Raw genomic sequence first — 18,002 nt, 5'->3', positions numbered from 1 at the left:
AAGGGGGTATTAAATTTATGAAAAGAGAAGCTAATATATTATTAAGTATACTATGGGTCATAATCTTTATTTTCTATATAGCTATATTTTTTGTAGATACAACAAATATTAGGGATAAGATTACCATGCTGGCACTTGGTTTGTATTCTGTTTGCGTAGCGTATGATTCAATAAAATCGATTATTTTAGGGAAAGATTTAAGTAAAAATACATTGATTTTTAGAATGATTATTGGGATTATAAGTATAGTGTTACAAATCATTATACTTATAAAATATGCCGGTTTTATTTAATATAATCTATAATTAATTTAAATAATAAAGGGGCTGTCGGAATTGACAGCCCCTCACCATGTTTTAAGGTTGTTTTCCTATATAAGCAAGTATTCCGCCGTCCACATAGAGTATATGTCCGTTTACAAAATCGGATGCGTGGGATGAGAGGAATACTACAGGGCCTGCAAGGTCAGCAGGGTCTCCCCATCTGTTTGCAGGTGTCTTTGCAAGTATAAATGAGTCAAAAGGATGTTTGCTTCCGTCAGGCTGTACTTCACGAAGAGGAGCAGTCTGTGAGGTTGCAATATATCCGGGTCCTATACCGTTGCATTGAATATTGTACTGTCCGTATTCGGAAGCAATATTTTTTGTAAGCATCTTTAAACCGCCCTTTGCCGCCGCATAGGCGCTTACAGTTTCTCTTCCAAGCTCACTCATCATGGAGCAGATATTTATGATCTTACCGCTTCTTCTTTTTACCATACCCGGTAAAACAGCCTTTGCCATAATAAAAGGTGCTATAAGGTCCACATCTATAACAGAGTTAAACTCATCCACACTCATATCGGTCATAGGAATTCTTTTTATGATTCCGGCATTGTTTATTAAAATATCAATTTCACCGATATTCTTTTCAATATCGGCTACCATCTTTTTTACATCGTCCTCATCGGTTACATCACATACATAACCGTGAGCTTTTATATTTTCTTTATTATATGACTCAAGACCTTTTTTCAGCCCGTCCTCTGAACTGCTGTTAAATATTATAGTCGCACCGGCATCTGAAAGTGCCTTTGCCATTGCAAAGCCTATACCATGAGATGCACCTGTAACAAGTGCGATTTTTCCGTCAAGTCTAAAGCTGTTTAAAATATTTTCCATTATCTCAAATCCTCATTCTTTATAACATCCATATCGTCAAATGCCTGATTTTCGCCACCCATTGCCCAAATAAAGGTATAGTTTGATGTACCTGCAGCAGAATGTATACTCCAAGAAGGTGAAATAACGGCTTCTTCATTGTGCATTACAATATGTCTTGTTTCATTAGGCTCGCCCATAAGGTGGAAGATAACATTGTCATTTGGAACTTCAAAGTACATATATACTTCCATTCTTCTTTCATGAGTATGTGCAGGCATGGTATTCCATACATTACCCTCATCAAGAACTGTCATACCCATTGAAAGCTGCGCAGTCTGAAGTACATCAGGATGAATAAACTGGTTGATAACTCTCTTGTTTGCAGTCTTATTGTCACCCAGCGGCTTCTTTGCCGCATCTTTGATTGATATGAAAGTGGTCTTATATGAAATATGTGCAGGAGCACTTACCATATAAAACTTTGCAGGATTGCTTTTGTCAAAACTTCTGAATGTAACATTCTTTGTACCCTTTGTAATATAGAGACAATCTTTATAATCAAGTGTAAAGGTTTCATCATCCGCTACAATTTCACCCTTGCCTCCTATATTGAAAATACCGATTTCTCTTCTTTCAAGGAAATACTTTGTACCGAAGTTTGACCATACATCAATTCCCTTATCTATGGAAACGGTCTCATTTACAGGCATACATCCTAAAGTTACCATTCTGTCCACATGTGAATATACGGCAACTACCTTATCTTCCTGATAAAGGTCCTGAATAAGGAATTCATCTCTTATCTCATCTGTGGTGTAAAATTTAAAGTCTCTTTGGTTTGCTGAATAACGAATATCCATAAATTCTCCTTTAATATGCTATAAACATTTCATCAAATTTATTACTGAAAGCCGCATTGATTCTCTCAATACCGCCATAAAGATGCTTTTTAACTATTTCCTCTATTTTAGAGGTATCTCTGTTTTTGATCACCTCATACATCTGTCTGTGCTCAAGAATTACATGCTCATAATTTTCACATTCCAGCATATCCAACATGCAAAATCTGGTGTAATTGGAATCGGATTTTCTTATCTGCTCCCACAGATAGGTATGCCCGGTTTTCTTATACCATAATTCATGCATGGACAGATCTATCGCTTTGAATTTATCAGGTTTAAAGCTTTTGGTATTTTCATAGCTTTTAGTCAGCCGGATAACAGTCTTTTCAAGTTTTTCTAAATCACTGTCTGTAGCAATAGCTATGTAATCTTTTAGTACCATACTTTCCAGTGCAAATCGTTCATATATGATTTGTTTAACTATTTCCATATTGATCATGGATACTCTTGAACCGCTCTTTGGCACTATATCGACAAGTCCCGAGCCTGCAAGTCTTGAAAGTACAGAGCGTACAGGTGTCCTTGAAACATTATATTTAGTGCAAAGGCTGTTTTCGCTTATAAGTTGCCCGGGCTTAAGTTTAAGCATCAATATATCATTTTCTATTTCCGAATATATATTTTGAATGGTAGAAATACTTATATGCCCCCCTTTCATATACAAATAAATCTTGTATGCAAGTAATATTTTATGCTATGATTAACTGGCTTATAAGACCATGATATAACAGAGATTTTAATAAGTCAATCGAAAACTTGTATCCAAGATTAAAAACAACTTGTATCCAAGAAAAAGATGAAAAATAAATACTTAAAATGATTTTGACAAGGAGAAATATATGGGCGGACTTTTTAATTATGACAATCCTATATGGAGATTTATAGGAAGAATATGGGATCTGTTTATCCTGAATTTGCTTTGGGTATTATGTTCACTTCCTATAGTGACATTTGGTGCATCAACTACGGCAATGTATTACTGCACAATGAAGATAGCAAGAGATCGTGACAGCGGTGGAGTATTATCAATGTTCTTTCACAGTTTCAAGGATAATCTTTTGCAGTCAACAATTATATGGGTGATAATGGCATTTGTGGGCGGAATTCTTTTGTTTGATATCAGATTTTTCAGCTTCTATTCACCTATAGAAAATACAGTGTTAAAAATGATTATATTTACAATTACCTGCTTTTTGATTTTGCTTTGGCTGTTTATATTTACATACATATTTCCGATACAGGCAAAATTTATCAATCCGATAAAGCAGACATTTAAGCTGGCGCTTTTTATGTCTGTAAAACACCTTATAAGAACGATAATAATACTTGCAGGAAGTGTTTTGATACTTGCCGCAGTATATATCCTTATCATGAGGATGCCGGGAGTGATGTCAATGCTTATTTTTGTATTGGGTTCAGGAATTTCACTGTTCCAGGCAAGCCAGTTTAACATGATCTTTGATAAATATATTGATGAGAATAATGAATAAGAAAAAAGATTGTACTTATTTTTAGACAGTTTGTTATTTTATTAACCTGTCATAGTGCTTGTATTGTTGCTTTCTTTTTACTATACTATTATATATATGAGCTCTTAGGAGCTTTTTATGTGCAAACAAGCACAGGATAGAAATTTAGCTATATGCTGTAAGAATGGAAAGGGATATATCATATGTCAATGATGGATCAACTGAAAAAAAGAGCAAGAGAGAATAAGAAAACCATAATCTTACCTGAGTCAATGGATAAGAGAATCTATCAGGCTGCTGAGGTAATTCTTAAGGACGGTTTGGCAAACCTGATAATAATAGGTACTCCGCAGGAAGTGGAAGAGTATTCTAAGGGTTGTGATATCACAGGAGCAACAATAATCGATCCAAATACTTATGAGAAAACTAAAGAATATGAGGATCTCTTCGTAGAGCTTAGAAAGTCAAAGGGACTTACTCATGAAGATGCAAGAAAGCAAATGTTAAGCGACTATACTACTTACGGATGTCTTATGCTTAAGGCGGGAGATGCGGACGGACTTGTAAGCGGTGCCTGTCATTCAACAGCTAATACACTTAGACCTGCATTACAGATAATAAAGACTAAGCCGGGTGCAAAGCTTGTTTCGGGATTCTTTGTAATGGAAGTTCCAAACTGTGAATTCGGTGAGAACGGTGTATTTGTATTTGCAGACTGTTCTATAGAGCAAAATCCGGATCCTGAAAAGCTTGCATCTATTGCACTTTCATCAGCAGAGAGCTTCAAGTTCCTTGTAGGAAAAGAGCCTAGAGTTGCAATGCTTAGCCACTCATCAAAGGGTAGCGCAAAGCATGACGATGTAACAAAGGTTGTTGAGGCTACAAGAATCGCAAAAGAGCTTGCGCCTGATCTTTGCCTTGACGGTGAGCTTCAGCTTGATGCAGCTTTGGTTCCTGAAGTAGGAGAGAGCAAGGCACCGGGTTCAAAGGTTGCAGGACATGCTAATGTACTTGTATTCCCTGATCTTGATGCGGCAAATATCGGATATAAGCTTGTTCAAAGACTTGCAAAGGCAAATGCTTACGGACCTATGTGTCAGGGTATTGCAAAGCCTGTAAACGATCTTTCAAGAGGATGTTCTTATGAGGATATAGTAGGTGTAGTGGCAATCACAGCAATTCAGGCTGCCGGTGAAGATAAATAATAAAAAAAAGAGGTGTGGTTCATTATGAAAAATGTATTGGTTATAAATTGCGGAAGTTCATCATTAAAGTATCAGCTTATTAATATGGAAAACGAAGAGGTATTGGCAAAGGGATTGTTTGAGAGAATTGCAATTCCGGGATCAAAGCTTACACATGAGCCTGAAGGAAGAGAAAAGTTTAAGATTGAAAAGGATGTAAAGAATCATACAGAGGCTATTGCTTTGGTACTTGAAGCTCTTACAGATAAAGATCATGGTGTAATAAAGGATGCAAGCGAGATTTATGCTATCGGACACAGAGTTGTACAGGGTGGAGTAAAATATCCTGAATCTGTAGTTATCACAGATGAGGTGAAGAAGGATATTGATAAGTATTCAGATCTTGCACCGCTTCATAATCCTGCAAACCTTATGGGTATTGAAGCTGTAGAAAAGGCTATGCCGGGTGTTCCTAATGTAGCGGCATTTGATACATCATTCGGTATGAGCATGCCTGAGAAAGCATATAAGTATGCCATTCCAAACGAGTACTATGAGAACTACCATATCAGAAGATACGGATTCCACGGTACAAGCCATATGTATGTATCACAGGAGGCTATTAAGTTTGCAGGTCTTGACAAGGATACAGCAAGAGTTATTGTATGTCACCTTGGAAACGGTGCTTCAATTTCAGCATCTGTAGGAGGTAAGTGTATAGATTCATCAATGGGTCTTACACCGCTTGAAGGACTTATCATGGGTACAAGATCGGGAGATATCGATCCTGCTATAGTACAGTATATTTGCAAGAAAGAGAACAAGAGTGTAGATGAGGTGCTTGATATACTTAACAAGAAATCAGGTGTTCTCGGAATGAGCGGCGGAGTATCATCAGACTTCAGAGATATCGAGAATGCTGAGGCTGACGGAAATAATCTTGCAAAAGTTGCACTTGAGGCGTTCAGATATAGAATTATAAAGTATGTAGGTGCTTATGTAGCCGCTATGGGTGGAGTTGATGCTCTTTGCTTTACTGCAGGTGTAGGAGAGAATGATAAGATTACAAGACAGATAGTAGGAAATTCTTTGGGATTCATCGGCGCAAAGGTTGATGAAGAAGCAAACAATGTTCGTGGTAAGAGAACTATGATTTCAACACCTGACTCAAAGGTTAAGATTATGTTGATGCCTACAAATGAGGAGTTGGCTATAGCAAGAGATACTTACAGACTGGCTAAAAAATAATATTGACAAGTAAAACCTTTGCTATTATAATTATTAAAGTTTTGTGACTCGAGATAAGGAGGTGAAAGAATGTCAATTTGTCCAAAGAATAAAACATCTCGTGGTAGAAGAGATAAGAGAAGAGCTAACTGGAAGATGTCAGCTACAAGTCTTGTAAAATGTCCAAAGTGCGGAGAGTTAATGCTTCCTCATAGAGTTTGTAAGGCATGTGGTTCATATAACAAGCGTGAAATAGTAACAGTAGACTAATAGTTAGTATCTATAAGTTTTACTGATTGGAATAACAGGGTTGCCACTTCGTGGTGACCCTGTTATTCTATTATATATAAAGTTAACAGCTTATGTTTCACAATCCTAAACGCAGCTATGCTTAAAAGCTTCGCAGGATTTTACGCAGCCTGCGGAACTCGTTTATTCGCTTGAAAAGCAGCGAACTGCACTCAGACAGGTCCTCGGCTGCTGAATCCTGTCTCGCTTTTTGCGCACAGCTAAACGCTACAAGGATTGTGAAACGGTAAGCTGCAACCATAATAATACAACCATAATATAAGGTAGGAGTAATTATATGAAGTGGGAGAAGTATACTCTTATTACAAAGACCGATGCGGTGGATATTTTGAGCGCATCACTTGGGGATATAGGTGTGGAAGGTATTGAAATAGAAGACAATGTACCTTTAACTGCAGAAGAAACTAAGGGAATGTTTATAGATATTTTGCCGGAGCTACCTGAGGATGAAGGAATAGCAAAGGTAAGCTTTTATCTGGATTCGGAAGCCGACAATACAAAGCTTTTGGAAGATATCCATAATACATTGGAAGAACTTAAAGAGTTTTGCGATATAGGAGACGGCGTGCTTACAAAGTCCGAGACCGAGGATAAAGACTGGATAAACAACTGGAAACAGTATTTTAAGCCTTTTTATGTTGGAGATATCCTTATAAAGCCTACATGGGAAGAGATACCTGAGGATGCAAAGTATAAGACTTTGATACAGATAGATCCGGGAACCGCATTCGGTACGGGAGCACATGAGACTACAAAGCTATGTATATTGGCACTTGAAAAGTATCTAAAGACAAAGCCTGAAGCCAAGGTGCTTGATGTAGGTACAGGAAGCGGAATCCTTGGAATTGCCGCACTTAAGCTTGGAGCCGAATGTGTATTCGGAACCGATCTGGATGATATGGCTATAGATGCGGTTATGGAAAATATGATCAGCAATGAAATAGGAATGACGGAGTTTGTAGCGGTATGTGGAGATATTCTGACAGATGAAAATATAATGGAGCTGGCAGGCTATGAAAAGTTTGATATTGTGACGGCCAATATTTTGGCTCCTGTTATAATAGAACTTATAAAGACTGTAGCAAAGCATATGAGAAAAGGCGGAATATTTATTACATCGGGAATAATAGATACAAAGGAAGCCGATGTAGTGCTTGCCTTTAAAAAGAGTGAGGATTTTGAAATACTTGAAATAAATCACCTTGGCGAATGGGTAAGTATAGTAGCAAAAAAGAGGGGATAAATGTATCATTTTTTTGTATCTGAGGAGCAGATAAACGGAGAAAATGCGTATATAGAAGGTAGTGATGTCAATCATATAGTAAATGTTCTCAGAATGAAACCGGAAGAGGAACTTCTTATCAGTGTCAAAGGGGACTGGGATTATCTTTGTAAAATAGTTGATATAGAGACTGACAGGGTGAACCTTAAAGTACTTGAGAGTATGGAACAAAGAGAATTGCCTGTAAATATTACCTTGCTTCAGGGGATTCCGAAATCTGATAAACTGGAGATGATAATACAAAAGGCGGTTGAACTTGGTGTGAATGAGATAATACCTGTAAAGACCAAGAGAGTCGTTGTAAAGATAGATGAAAAGAAGGCAGATGCTAAAGTAAGCAGATGGAATGCCATTGCAGAGAGTGCCGCCAAGCAGTCAAAGAGAAGTATTATACCGAAAGTATATGAGCCCATGTCTATAGATAATGCACTTGAAATTGTAAAGGATTTTGGTGTAAAATTAATACCCTATGAGAATGCGGACGGAATAGATAAGACCAGAAAAATACTGGACGGTATGGATAAAACGAAGGATATTGTTGTATTTATCGGACCTGAGGGAGGATTTGAAGAGGCGGAAGTTGAAAGGATAAAAAACTCCGGCTTTGAAGTCATTACACTAGGTAAAAGAATATTAAGAACAGAAACAGCCGGACTTGCATTACTCAGTAATATAATGATCAGATTGGAAGATGAATAGATGGACGTATATTTTGACAACTCGGCATCTACAAAGGTAAGCGAAAAAGCCATAGAAATAATGCTTAAGACCATGAGGGATGATTATGCCAATACAAGCGGCAAGCATATAAAGGGTGTGGAAGCTGAAAGCTATGTAAAGGATGCGGCGGATATTATAGCTAAGACTTTAAAAGTAAAAAAAGGCGAGATTATCTTTACTTCAGGCGGTACGGAATCCAATAATATGGCGCTTATCGGTGGAGCCATGAGCAGGAAAAGATACGGAAAGCATATAATAATATCGGGAATAGAGCATCCAGCGGTATACAGACCTGCTGAATTTTTGACGGAACAGGGATTTGAACTTTCAGTACTTCCTGTAAACTCTGAAGGACAGGTGGACCTTGAATTATTAAAGTCAACTCTCAGAGATGACACGGTTTTGGTTTCCGTAATGTATGTAAATAATGAGATAGGAGCCATAGAACCTGTAGAAGAAATTTCAAGGATAATAAAGGCTAAGAATAAAGATATATTATTTCATGTGGATGCCATACAGGCTTATACAAAGCTTAGAATAAATCCTAAATCACAGGGTATTGATATGCTTTCAGCATCAGGCCATAAGTTTCACGGACCGAAGGGTGTGGGATTTTTATACATTGACAGCAATGTAAAGATAAATCCGATAATCCTTGGAGGCGGACATCAAAGAGGCATGAGAAGCGGAACGCTAAACACTACCGGAATTGCCGGAATGGGAGTTGCCGCAAAAGAAGCCTATGAAAATTTTGATGAGAGAATAAATAAAATATCGGATTTGAAATACTATCTGATGGATGAGCTTGAAAAATTAGAAGGTGCGGTATTAAATACAGGCAGGGGTGAAAATTTTGCACCTCAAGTTATAAGCGTATCATTTGAGGATATTCGTGCGGAAGTTTTACTGCACGCTTTGGAAGACAGAGGAATCTATGTTTCAAGCGGTTCCGCATGTTCATCAAATCATCCGGGTATATCAGGTACATTAAAGGCTATAGGTATAAGGGACGATCTTTTGGACGCTACTATAAGAATCTCTTTGTCGGAGCTTAACAATAAGGAAGAGGCTGATTATTTCATAAAGAACTTAAAGGAACTTTTGCCGCTTCTTAGAAAATTTGTGAGGAAATAATGAAGTACAAATCATTTTTAATTAAATACGGTGAGATAGGCGTAAAGGGTAAAAACAGATATATGTTTGAGGATGCCCTTATGAAACAGATAAGAACCGCCTTAAAAGAAGTAGAAGGAAAGTTTAATGTATCCAAGGAGCTTGGAAGAATCTATGTGGACATGGATGGCGATTATGATTATGAGGAAGCAATCGACAGACTCAGCAAGGTATTCGGTATAGTCGGCATTTGTCCGATGGTCAGAATAGAATCAAAGGATTATGAAAACCTGAAAGTAAAGGTGGTTGAGTATGTGGATGCGGTGTATCCTGACAAGAACTTTACTTTCAAGGTAGATACAAGAAGAGCCGATAAGAGTTTCCCCGGAACATCAGAGAGCATCAATGCGGAACTCGGAGAGGTGATTTTAAATGCATTTCCACAGATGAAGGTTAATGTAAGAAAGCCTGATGTACTTATAAAGGTTGAGATAAGAACATATATAAATATATATTCGGTTGAAATACCGGGACCGGGCGGAATGCCCATAGGTACAAACGGAAGTGCAATGCTCCTTCTTTCGGGCGGTATAGATTCACCGGTTGCCGGATATATGATTGCAAAAAGAGGAGTAAGAGTGGAGGCTGTATACTTCCATGCACCGCCTTATACTTCAGAGAGAGCCAAGAGAAAGGTTATAGAGCTTGCAGAGTTGGTTTCAAAATATACCGGTCCGGTAAATTTACATATAATAAACTTTACGGATATACAGCTTGCAATATATGAGCATTGTCCACATGATGAGCTTACTATCATTATGAGAAGATATATGATGAAGATAGCCGAAAGAATTGCTGTAGAAAACGGCGATCAGGCTCTTATTACAGGTGAGAGTATAGGACAGGTGGCTTCTCAGACAATACAGTCATTGCTTACTACAGATGCGGCGGCCTCTTTGCCTGTATTCAGGCCTCTGATAGGCTTTGATAAGCAGGAAATAGTAGAAATTTCAGAAAAAATAGGTACTTATGAGACATCTATACAGCCTTATGAGGACTGCTGTACTATATTTGTGGCAAAGCATCCGGTGACAAAACCTGTTTTGGAAAATATAGAAAGGTCTGAAGAAAAGCTTGAAGGAATCATAGATGAGCTTATGGAAAAGGCCATGGAAACAAAGGAAAGAATCTTGGTGAAAGCCTGAAATAAAAAATTCCGGCAGGTGATCCTGCCGGAATTAAAAAATAAATTATTTGATGATATATGGAGAGAGTGCCTCAAGTATCTGCTCTACATTATCCTCTGCGTGAATGTTAAGATCGATCGGCTTTGACAAATCCAAGCTGAAGATACCCATTATTGATTTTGCATCTATAACATATCTTCCTGAAACCAAGTCAAAGTCTACATCGTACTTAGCTAAGTCATTTACAAATGACTTTACTTTGTCAATAGAATTAAGGGAAATTTGAACTGTTTTCATATAATCCTCCATGAAAAAAATATTGCGATAAATGCAACAGATACTTTCAGGTATTTGCACATTTAAATCTATGTATATCCTATATAAATTTTTAAGTAAAGTCAATGACATTTGATAAGTTAGAAAGGTTTTTTATGAAAACTGTTGCGTTTCATACACTTGGCTGCAAAGTAAATACATATGAGACAGAGGCAATGCAGCAGCTTATGGAGTCTGCAGGCTATAGATGTGTCGAGTTCACAGAAAGAGCGGATGTTTATATTGTAAATACCTGCTCCGTTACAAATATTGCAGACAGAAAATCAAGACAAATGCTTCATCGAGCCAGAAAGATGAACGAAGATGCTATAGTTGTGGCGGCAGGATGCTATGTGGAGTCTGCAAAAAATAAGATAGATGAAGATCTGAGTATTGATATAATAGTAGGAAACAATAATAAGAATGATATTGTAAATATTATAAACGAATATTTACAGGATAAAATAAAGAATAAATTCATCATTGATATAAATAAAGAGACTGAATATGAGGAATTTAATATAAGCAAAATAAACGATCATACCAGAGCTTTTATAAAAGTTCAGGACGGATGTAATCAGTTTTGCTCATACTGTATTATCCCCTTTACCAGAGGCAGGGTAAGAAGCAGAAAGATGGAAAATATAATTGATGAGGTGAAAAGCCTCTCAGCTTCCGGATATAAGGAAATTGTTCTTACAGGTATACATCTTTCGTCCTATGGTGTGGACTTTTTGGATGAGTCCTATAATAAGAGAATGGAAAAACTCACAAAGACAGAGGAAAGCGATGAGGAGTTTGTTACCAAGAATGAGCTTCTTTGTCTGATAGAAAATATTGCGAATATAGAGGGAATAGAGAGAGTGCGTATAGGTTCTTTGGAGCCTAGGATTATACAGGAAAACTTTATTAAAAGTCTCAGCAAAATAGATAAGTTTTGTCCTCATTTTCATTTGAGTTTACAAAGCGGTTGTGATAAGACTTTAAAAAGTATGAACAGAAAGTACACTGCCGATGAGTTTTATGAGGGTGTAAAACTTATAAGGAAATATTTTGATTCACCTGCGATTACCACAGATATTATTGTGGGATTTCCGGGAGAAACAAAGAAGGACTTTGAAGAGAGTAAAGCTTTTGTGGAAAAGGTGAAATTCTATGAGACACATATATTCCCTTATTCCATAAGAGAAGGTACAAAGGCGGCAAATATGCCGCAGGTGGACGGAAATGAGAAAGCACAGAGAGCAAACATTTTAAATGAAATCAATCTTAAAAATCAAAGGGAGTTTAGAGCTTCAAGGATTGGAAGAGAAGATGAGCTGCTTTGTGAGGAGATTTTCATAAAAGACGGAGTAGAATATTTTACAGGTTATACAAAGGAATATGTGAAAGTTGCTGTTTTAAACAGTGATTTAAAGACTAATGATATAGTAAGCGGTAGGATAGTTGATTTTCTTACAGACGATATTTTATTGCTTGAGAAATCATAGATATTAATTCTTTATTTTTTAATAAGAAAAAATAATATTGCATTATAACCTGTAATCGTATAAAATCAATATTATTAGAAAAGGAAGCGTGACGGTATGGATGTTCAGAATACACAATATTTTAGGGCAGTACAAGAAAATAAAATGGATGTGAATGAAGTGTTAAAGCTTGTGTATGAAGCTATGACAGAAAAAGGATACAATCCGTTGAATCAGATTGTTGGCTATGTGATGTCAGGAGATCCGACATATATCACGAGTCATAAGAGTGCAAGAAGTCTTATCATGAAAGTAGAGCGTGATGAGATAGTCGAAGAGTTATTAAAAAGCTATATTGAAAAGAATCTTAGCTGAACTTTTTTGAGATAAAATCTCATCAAGCCGCGTGATGGACCTTCTGGGGCTGGGTCATACAACAAAACATATTTAAAAGTATGAGATAAGATGTATGAAGAAGTTTGCTTTGCCGGTAGACTTCTTTTTATATATTGAATTTAGAGGTGAATTTGAAAGAAAGAATCATGGGACTTGATTATGGTTCAAAGACTATAGGTGTGGCTATAAGCGACGCATTGGGACTTACCGCACAGCCTTTTGAAACCATAGAACGAAATGCGGAAAATAAACTCAGAAGATCTCTGGCAAGAATAGCCGAGATTGTTAAAGAGAAAGATATAAAGAAAATAGTGGTGGGTTTGCCTGTAAATATGGATGGGGGAAGCGGAGAAAGAGTAGCTCTTACTTTGGAATTTGTAGAGAAGTTAAAGTCAAGAGTTGATGTGCCCATCATTATGCAGGATGAAAGACTTACAACAAAAGAAGCGGATGAAATACTTGACGAATCAGGTGTAAAAAAGCAGGACAGAAAACAGTTTATAGATCAGGTGGCGGCAAGTATAATTTTGAAAGAATATATGGAGAAAGAAAATGGACAATAACAGTATACATTTTGTTACGGAAGACGGAGAAAATATCGATTTTACAATTATAGATGAAACCAAGTTAAACGGTGTAAGTTATATACTGGTTACAGACAGTCCGGATGATGAAAGCGGAGACTGCTATATTATGAAAGATATTTCAGAAATGGACGATGAAGAGGCCAATTATATTTTTGTAGAGGATGAGAAGGAACTGGATGCGGTATTTGAAATCTTTCAAAATATGATGGATGATGATGTTGAAATTATAAAATGATTTACCTTTGTTCGGTAATCATTATGTGAATATAAGTATAAATCGGAAAGGAATAAAAGTTGAACGAGAATGAGAAGAATCCGTTGCTTAATATGCAAAGAATAATGCAGGAAAGCAAGGAGTTAAGTGAGGCAAGTGCAAATGAGATGGGTGATAGTGCACCGGAAAAGAAAGTTAAGAAGGAAAGAACTGTAAATGCAAGATTAAAGCATGAGCAGGTCACAAAAAAGACTACAGGACAAAAAAAGAGTTCTGAAAAAGATAAAAAGTCTGAAAACGGATCAAAAGATTCGGAAGAAAATAAACCGGCTGAAAAAAAGCAGACAAAAAAGACTGCAAGTAAAAGAGTAAAGCCTGTAGAGAGTACCAAAGAGGATGTGGTCTTAAATGAGAGTCAGAGTTCAGATACAAAGAAAAATAAGGCAAGATATGTAGGACCTGCAGATAAGAATGTACCTTCTTTGGCAGAGCAGGTATCAAGTATTTTGATGGAAAATACAAATAAAAAGAGAAGAGGCAGAGCCGCTAAAAAGTCAAATAAAAAGGTGAAAATCATACCGCTTGGAGGACTTGAACAGATAGGTATGAATATCACTGCTTTTGAATATGATGACAGTATTATGGTTGTGGATTGCGGACTGGCATTCCCAAGTGATGATATGCTGGGAATAGATCTTGTAATTCCGGATATCACATATTTAAAGGACAACTATCTTAAAGTAAAGGGATTTTGTATAACTCACGGCCATGAGGATCATATCGGTGCCCTACCTTATATATTAAAGCAGCTCAATGTACCTGTATACGGTACAAGGCTGACCTGTGCCTTGATTGAAAAGAAACTTAAAGAGCATCAAATTGATGATACCGCAAAGCTTCATATAGTTAAATACGGTGATACTGTAAGTCTTGGCGACTTTAAGGTGGAGTTTGTAAAGACAAATCACTCTATTGCCGATGCGGCATCTCTTGCCATATTTACACCGGCAGGTACAATATTCCACACCGGAGACTTTAAGGTTGACTATACACCTGTATTCGGAGATCCGGCAGATCTTGGAAGAATGGCCGAAATCGGTAAGGCGGGATGTCTTGCGATGCTTTCGGATTCTACCAATGCTACAAGACCCGGATTTACCATGTCTGAGAGAACGGTCGGAAAGACTTTTGATTTGATATTTGCCGAGCATAGAGACAGCAGAATAATAGTTGCCACCTTTGCATCAAATGTGGACAGAGTGCAGCAGATAATAAATACGGCATACAAGTATGACAGAAAAGTGGTGGTGGAGGGACGAAGCATGGTAAATGTTATCGGAACCGCCGCAGAGCTTGGTTATATTGATATTCCTGAAGGAACACTTATAGATATAGATCATTTAAAGGACTATCCGCTTGAAAAGACTGTAATTATTACAACAGGAAGTCAGGGTGAGTCCATGGCGGCTCTTTCAAGAATGGCTTCATCAATCCACAGAAAAGTGGAGATTGTACCGGAAGATGTTATTATAATGAGTTCAACCCCTATTCCGGGAAATGAAAAGGCCGTATCAAAGGTTATAAATGAGCTTTCAATGAAGGGTGCAGAGGTTATCTTCCAGGATACTCATGTATCGGGTCACGCATGTCAGGAAGAGATAAAGCTTATGTATTCACTTTTAAAGCCTAAGTTTGCACTGCCTGTGCACGGTGAATACAGACATCTTATGGCAGGAAAAGGACTTGCAGAGGCTGTTGGAATCCCAAGTGAGAATGTACTTATCATGTCAAGCGGTGATGTGGTCGAACTTAGTGAGGATTCATGTAAGATAACAGGTCATGTAGAGGCCGGCGGAGTCTTTGTAGACGGACTTGGAGTAGGTGATGTAGGAAATATTGTGCTTCGTGATAGGCAAAGCTTGTCACAAAATGGTATAATAATAGTGGCAATGAGTCTTGAACATGGAACAAACAGACTTTTATCAGGTCCCGACATAGTTTCAAGGGGCTTTGTATATGTAAGAGAGTCTACAGATTTGATGAACGAGGCAAGCGCAGTTGTCAGAGAGGCTGTGGCGGATTGTCTTCATGCCAGAATCACAGATTGGTCAAAGATAAAGAATGTTGTAAGAGATTCTTTAAGCGAGTTTTTGTGGAAGAGGATGAAGAGAAATCCTGTAATATTGCCAATAATAATGGAGATACATTAGTAAATGAGCAAAGAAACTACATCAAAAAGGAAAACAAAGAGAAGAGTTGCATCTTTTTTCGGAAGATTAATCATGTATATTATGATACTGGGATTGATAGCAGGTATACCTTTTGCCTATAATTTCGGACATAGTGTATTCTATGCCTCAAGTGTGGATTCACCACCGGGCAACAATGTTCAGGTGAATATAACGGACGGTATGAATTTTGATGAACTTGCCGATATACTTTATGATAAGGGTGTCATAGAAAATAAGTTTTCCTTTAAGATACAGGCAAAGTTTTTTGAAATCAGAATGCATGCAGGGGATTATACATTTAACACATCACAGACAACAAGACAGATGCTTGAGATGATTGATGACGGAGTTTTGGAGAATAATGTAAATGATAACAAATCTTAAGGTTTTGGAATATTTGGATATTATTTCTCCCGTCAATTCACAGACTGTAGAGGAAATAAGGTCTGTTGCAAAGGAAAACTATATTCCGATAATAAAAAGAGACACTGAAAATCTTTTGAAATTTGTTTTGAAAATGCAAAATCCCAAGTCGATTTTGGAGATAGGTTGTGCTGTCGGGTATTCAGCCATAATTATGCTGGAAAACTCCGATGCGGATATAGTAACTGTTGAAAAAATGCCTGAGAGAGTGGAAGAAGCTAAAAAAAATATTAAGTATGCTAATCTGGAAGACAGAGCGAAAATCATTGAGGGTGATGCCGGGGAAATACTGGAAAGGCTTGTAAATGAAAATAAAAAATTTGATTTTATTTTCATGGATGCGGCAAAGGCACAGTATATTACATGGTTGCCAACGGTGAAAGCTCTTTTGAAGGATAAGGGAATAATTTTTTCGGATAATTGTTTGCAGGAGGGAGACTTGTTAGAGTCTTCCTTTGCAATAAGAAAAAGAGATAAGACCATACATAAGAGAATGAGAGATTATATTTATCTTCTTTTACATGATGAAGATTTGGAGTCATGGATATTTTCAATAGGAGATGGAGTTTTACTTAGCAGAAGTAGGAGGTAAATTGAGAGATTTAGAACTTTTAATACCGGCAGGCAATCTTGAAAACCTTAAGGTTGCGATAGATTACGGTGCCGATGCGGTATATATAGGCGGTGAGTTTTTCAGCCTGAGAGCAAAGGCAAAGAATTTTACAAAAGAGGATATGAAGTCCGGAATAAAATATGCACATGAAAGAGGTAAAAAGGTCTATGTAACGGCCAATATCCTTGGACATAATGATGATTTGGATGCGGCAAGAGGCTATTTTGAGGAATTAAAAGAAATAGGACCTGACGCTCTTATAATATCGGACCCGGGAATATTTACAGTGGCAAAGGAAGTCTGGCCTGAGGTGGAAATACATATATCAACACAGGCAAATAATACAAACTATGCTACCTACCTTTTTTGGTGGAAGCTTGGAGCCTCAAGAGTTGTTACAGCCAGAGAGCTTTCACTTGAGGAGATAAAAAAGATCAGAGACAATATCCCTGAGGAGATGGAGATAGAGACATTTGTACATGGAGCTATGTGTATGTCATACTCCGGAAGATGCTTGCTCAGCAATTTCTTTACAGGTAAGGATGCCAATCGTGGAGAATGTACTCATTCCTGCAGATGGAAATATTCCGTAGTGGAGGAAAAAAGACCTGGAGAGTATATGCCGGTTTATGAAAACGAGAGAGGAACATATATCTTCAATTCAAAAGATCTCTGTATGATTGAGTATATTCCGGAACTTATAGAGGCCGGTATAGACAGCTTTAAGATAGAGGGCAGAATGAAGACCGCACTCTATGTTGCAACTGTGGCAAGAACATACAGAAAGGCTATAGACGATTATTTAAAATCGCCTGAGACCTTTAAAGAAAACCTTGAATGGTATAAATCAGAGATAGGAAAATGTACTTACAGAGAGTTTACTACCGGATTTTTCTTCGGAAAGCCGGACAGTGATACACAGATTTATGACAGCAATACCTATGTAAAAAATTATATTTATATAGGAACTGTAAATGAAGTGGATGAAAGGAAAAGAGCGGTATTCAACCAGAAAAACAGATTCTTTGTGGGAGACAACATGGAGATTATGAAAAAGAACGGTGAAAACATATCTTTATGTGTTGAGTCTATCGAAGATGAAAAGGATGAAAAGATGGAGAGTGCTCCACACCCTATGCAACTTTTGAAAGTGACATTTGATAGACAGGTAGCTGAAGAAGGAGATATATTACGAATTTATAATCCCGAAAGACAGTAG

The 18,002-nt window shown here is 37.3% G+C and carries 21 protein-coding genes; 17 read left to right on the top strand and 4 right to left on the bottom strand.

Going from position 1 to position 18,002, the window contains the following annotated elements; genetic code table 11:
- Window positions 1–17 precede the first annotated feature (17 nt).
- Complete coding sequence (locus SBH76_RS03145; RefSeq protein WP_317976740.1) at window positions 18–293, top strand: hypothetical protein; 276 nt, start codon at window positions 18–20, stop codon at window positions 291–293.
- 63 nt (window positions 294–356) lie between these two features.
- Here the strand turns inward: SBH76_RS03145 and SBH76_RS03140 are convergent, their stop codons facing one another.
- The 3 genes from SBH76_RS03140 to SBH76_RS03130 are packed head-to-tail and all read right to left on the bottom strand — an operon-like array spanning window position 357 to window position 2,702.
- Window positions 357–1,160: a gluconate 5-dehydrogenase gene (locus SBH76_RS03140; protein WP_317976739.1), complete on the bottom strand. Its 804-nt coding sequence runs from the start codon at window positions 1,158–1,160 to the stop codon at window positions 357–359.
- Window positions 1,160–2,002, bottom strand: coding sequence for a 5-dehydro-4-deoxy-D-glucuronate isomerase (kduI, locus tag SBH76_RS03135; protein WP_317976738.1), 843 nt, complete (start codon window positions 2,000–2,002; stop codon window positions 1,160–1,162). Before kduI ends, SBH76_RS03140 begins: the two co-directional genes overlap by 1 nt.
- A gap of 10 nt (window positions 2,003–2,012) precedes the next feature.
- Entirely contained in the window at window positions 2,013–2,702 is a 690-nt protein-coding gene (locus tag SBH76_RS03130; RefSeq protein WP_317976737.1) for a GntR family transcriptional regulator, read from the bottom strand.
- A 181-nt stretch (window positions 2,703–2,883) separates the two neighbouring features.
- Here SBH76_RS03130 and SBH76_RS03125 point away from each other — a divergent pair, with 181 nt between their 5' ends.
- The 8 genes from SBH76_RS03125 (at window position 2,884) to thiI (ending at window position 10,553) form a co-directional block, all read left to right on the top strand.
- A complete protein-coding gene (locus SBH76_RS03125; protein ID WP_317976736.1) occupies window positions 2,884–3,534 on the top strand; it encodes a YesL family protein in 651 nt (216 codons plus the stop codon).
- Between the two features lie 182 nt (window positions 3,535–3,716).
- The gene (gene pta / locus SBH76_RS03120; RefSeq protein ID WP_009663088.1) at window positions 3,717–4,718 is read left to right on the top strand and encodes a phosphate acetyltransferase; all 1,002 of its coding nucleotides are present in this window, start codon (window positions 3,717–3,719) and stop codon (window positions 4,716–4,718) included.
- A 24-nt stretch (window positions 4,719–4,742) separates the two neighbouring features.
- Window positions 4,743–5,945 (top strand): acetate/propionate family kinase, encoded by a 1,203-nt coding sequence (locus SBH76_RS03115; protein WP_317976735.1) that lies wholly within the window; start codon window positions 4,743–4,745, stop codon window positions 5,943–5,945.
- A 69-nt stretch (window positions 5,946–6,014) separates the two neighbouring features.
- Window positions 6,015–6,194, top strand: a complete 180-nt coding sequence (rpmF, locus tag SBH76_RS03110) for a 50S ribosomal protein L32 (RefSeq protein ID WP_007593730.1) — start codon at window positions 6,015–6,017, stop codon at window positions 6,192–6,194.
- 316 nt (window positions 6,195–6,510) lie between these two features.
- Window positions 6,511–7,476 (top strand): 50S ribosomal protein L11 methyltransferase, encoded by a 966-nt coding sequence (gene prmA / locus SBH76_RS03105; RefSeq protein WP_317976734.1) that lies wholly within the window; start codon window positions 6,511–6,513, stop codon window positions 7,474–7,476.
- On the top strand, window positions 7,477–8,214 hold the full coding sequence (locus tag SBH76_RS03100) for a 16S rRNA (uracil(1498)-N(3))-methyltransferase (RefSeq protein ID WP_317976733.1): 738 nt from the start codon (window positions 7,477–7,479) through the stop codon (window positions 8,212–8,214).
- Entirely contained in the window at window positions 8,215–9,369 is a 1,155-nt protein-coding gene (locus tag SBH76_RS03095) for a cysteine desulfurase family protein (protein WP_317976732.1), read from the top strand. It abuts the gene before it with no gap.
- Entirely contained in the window at window positions 9,369–10,553 is a 1,185-nt protein-coding gene (gene thiI / locus SBH76_RS03090; RefSeq protein WP_009662997.1) for a tRNA uracil 4-sulfurtransferase ThiI, read from the top strand. The genes SBH76_RS03095 and thiI overlap by 1 nt, the downstream gene beginning before the upstream one ends.
- 45 nt (window positions 10,554–10,598) lie before the next feature.
- Here thiI and SBH76_RS03085 read toward each other — a convergent pair whose 3' ends face one another.
- The gene (locus SBH76_RS03085; RefSeq protein ID WP_009663127.1) at window positions 10,599–10,832 is read right to left on the bottom strand and encodes an HPr family phosphocarrier protein; all 234 of its coding nucleotides are present in this window, start codon (window positions 10,830–10,832) and stop codon (window positions 10,599–10,601) included.
- A gap of 134 nt (window positions 10,833–10,966) precedes the next feature.
- On the opposite strand from SBH76_RS03085, the gene SBH76_RS03080 reads away from it, so the two are divergent.
- The 8 genes from SBH76_RS03080 to SBH76_RS03045 all read left to right on the top strand — a co-directional run bounded on the left by SBH76_RS03080 (window position 10,967) and on the right by SBH76_RS03045 (window position 18,002).
- Window positions 10,967–12,340 (top strand): MiaB/RimO family radical SAM methylthiotransferase, encoded by a 1,374-nt coding sequence (locus tag SBH76_RS03080; protein ID WP_317976731.1) that lies wholly within the window; start codon window positions 10,967–10,969, stop codon window positions 12,338–12,340.
- A gap of 96 nt (window positions 12,341–12,436) precedes the next feature.
- Window positions 12,437–12,694, top strand: a complete 258-nt coding sequence (locus tag SBH76_RS03075) for an IreB family regulatory phosphoprotein (protein ID WP_007593705.1) — start codon at window positions 12,437–12,439, stop codon at window positions 12,692–12,694.
- Window positions 12,695–12,861: 167 nt separating this feature from the next.
- Window positions 12,862–13,278 (top strand): Holliday junction resolvase RuvX, encoded by a 417-nt coding sequence (gene ruvX / locus SBH76_RS03070; RefSeq protein ID WP_198006715.1) that lies wholly within the window; start codon window positions 12,862–12,864, stop codon window positions 13,276–13,278.
- The gene (locus tag SBH76_RS03065; RefSeq protein ID WP_290648963.1) at window positions 13,268–13,537 is read left to right on the top strand and encodes a DUF1292 domain-containing protein; all 270 of its coding nucleotides are present in this window, start codon (window positions 13,268–13,270) and stop codon (window positions 13,535–13,537) included. The genes ruvX and SBH76_RS03065 overlap by 11 nt, the downstream gene beginning before the upstream one ends.
- Before the next feature lie 59 nt (window positions 13,538–13,596).
- On the top strand, window positions 13,597–15,726 hold the full coding sequence (locus SBH76_RS03060; RefSeq protein ID WP_314098787.1) for a ribonuclease J: 2,130 nt from the start codon (window positions 13,597–13,599) through the stop codon (window positions 15,724–15,726).
- 3 nt (window positions 15,727–15,729) lie between these two features.
- The gene (locus tag SBH76_RS03055) at window positions 15,730–16,131 is read left to right on the top strand and encodes an endolytic transglycosylase MltG (protein ID WP_007593697.1); all 402 of its coding nucleotides are present in this window, start codon (window positions 15,730–15,732) and stop codon (window positions 16,129–16,131) included.
- Window positions 16,115–16,762, top strand: coding sequence for an O-methyltransferase (locus tag SBH76_RS03050; RefSeq protein ID WP_007593695.1), 648 nt, complete (start codon window positions 16,115–16,117; stop codon window positions 16,760–16,762). Before SBH76_RS03055 ends, SBH76_RS03050 begins: the two co-directional genes overlap by 17 nt.
- A gap of 1 nt (window position 16,763) precedes the next feature.
- Window positions 16,764–18,002, top strand: a complete 1,239-nt coding sequence (locus tag SBH76_RS03045) for a peptidase U32 family protein (RefSeq protein WP_317976730.1) — start codon at window positions 16,764–16,766, stop codon at window positions 18,000–18,002.

Source organism: Lachnoanaerobaculum sanguinis, from assembly GCF_033242365.1.
Classification (GTDB): domain Bacteria; phylum Bacillota; class Clostridia; order Lachnospirales; family Lachnospiraceae; genus Lachnoanaerobaculum; species Lachnoanaerobaculum sanguinis.
The sequence above is the reverse complement of the archived record's forward strand: the minus strand, read 5'-3'. Positions and strand labels throughout refer to the sequence as shown.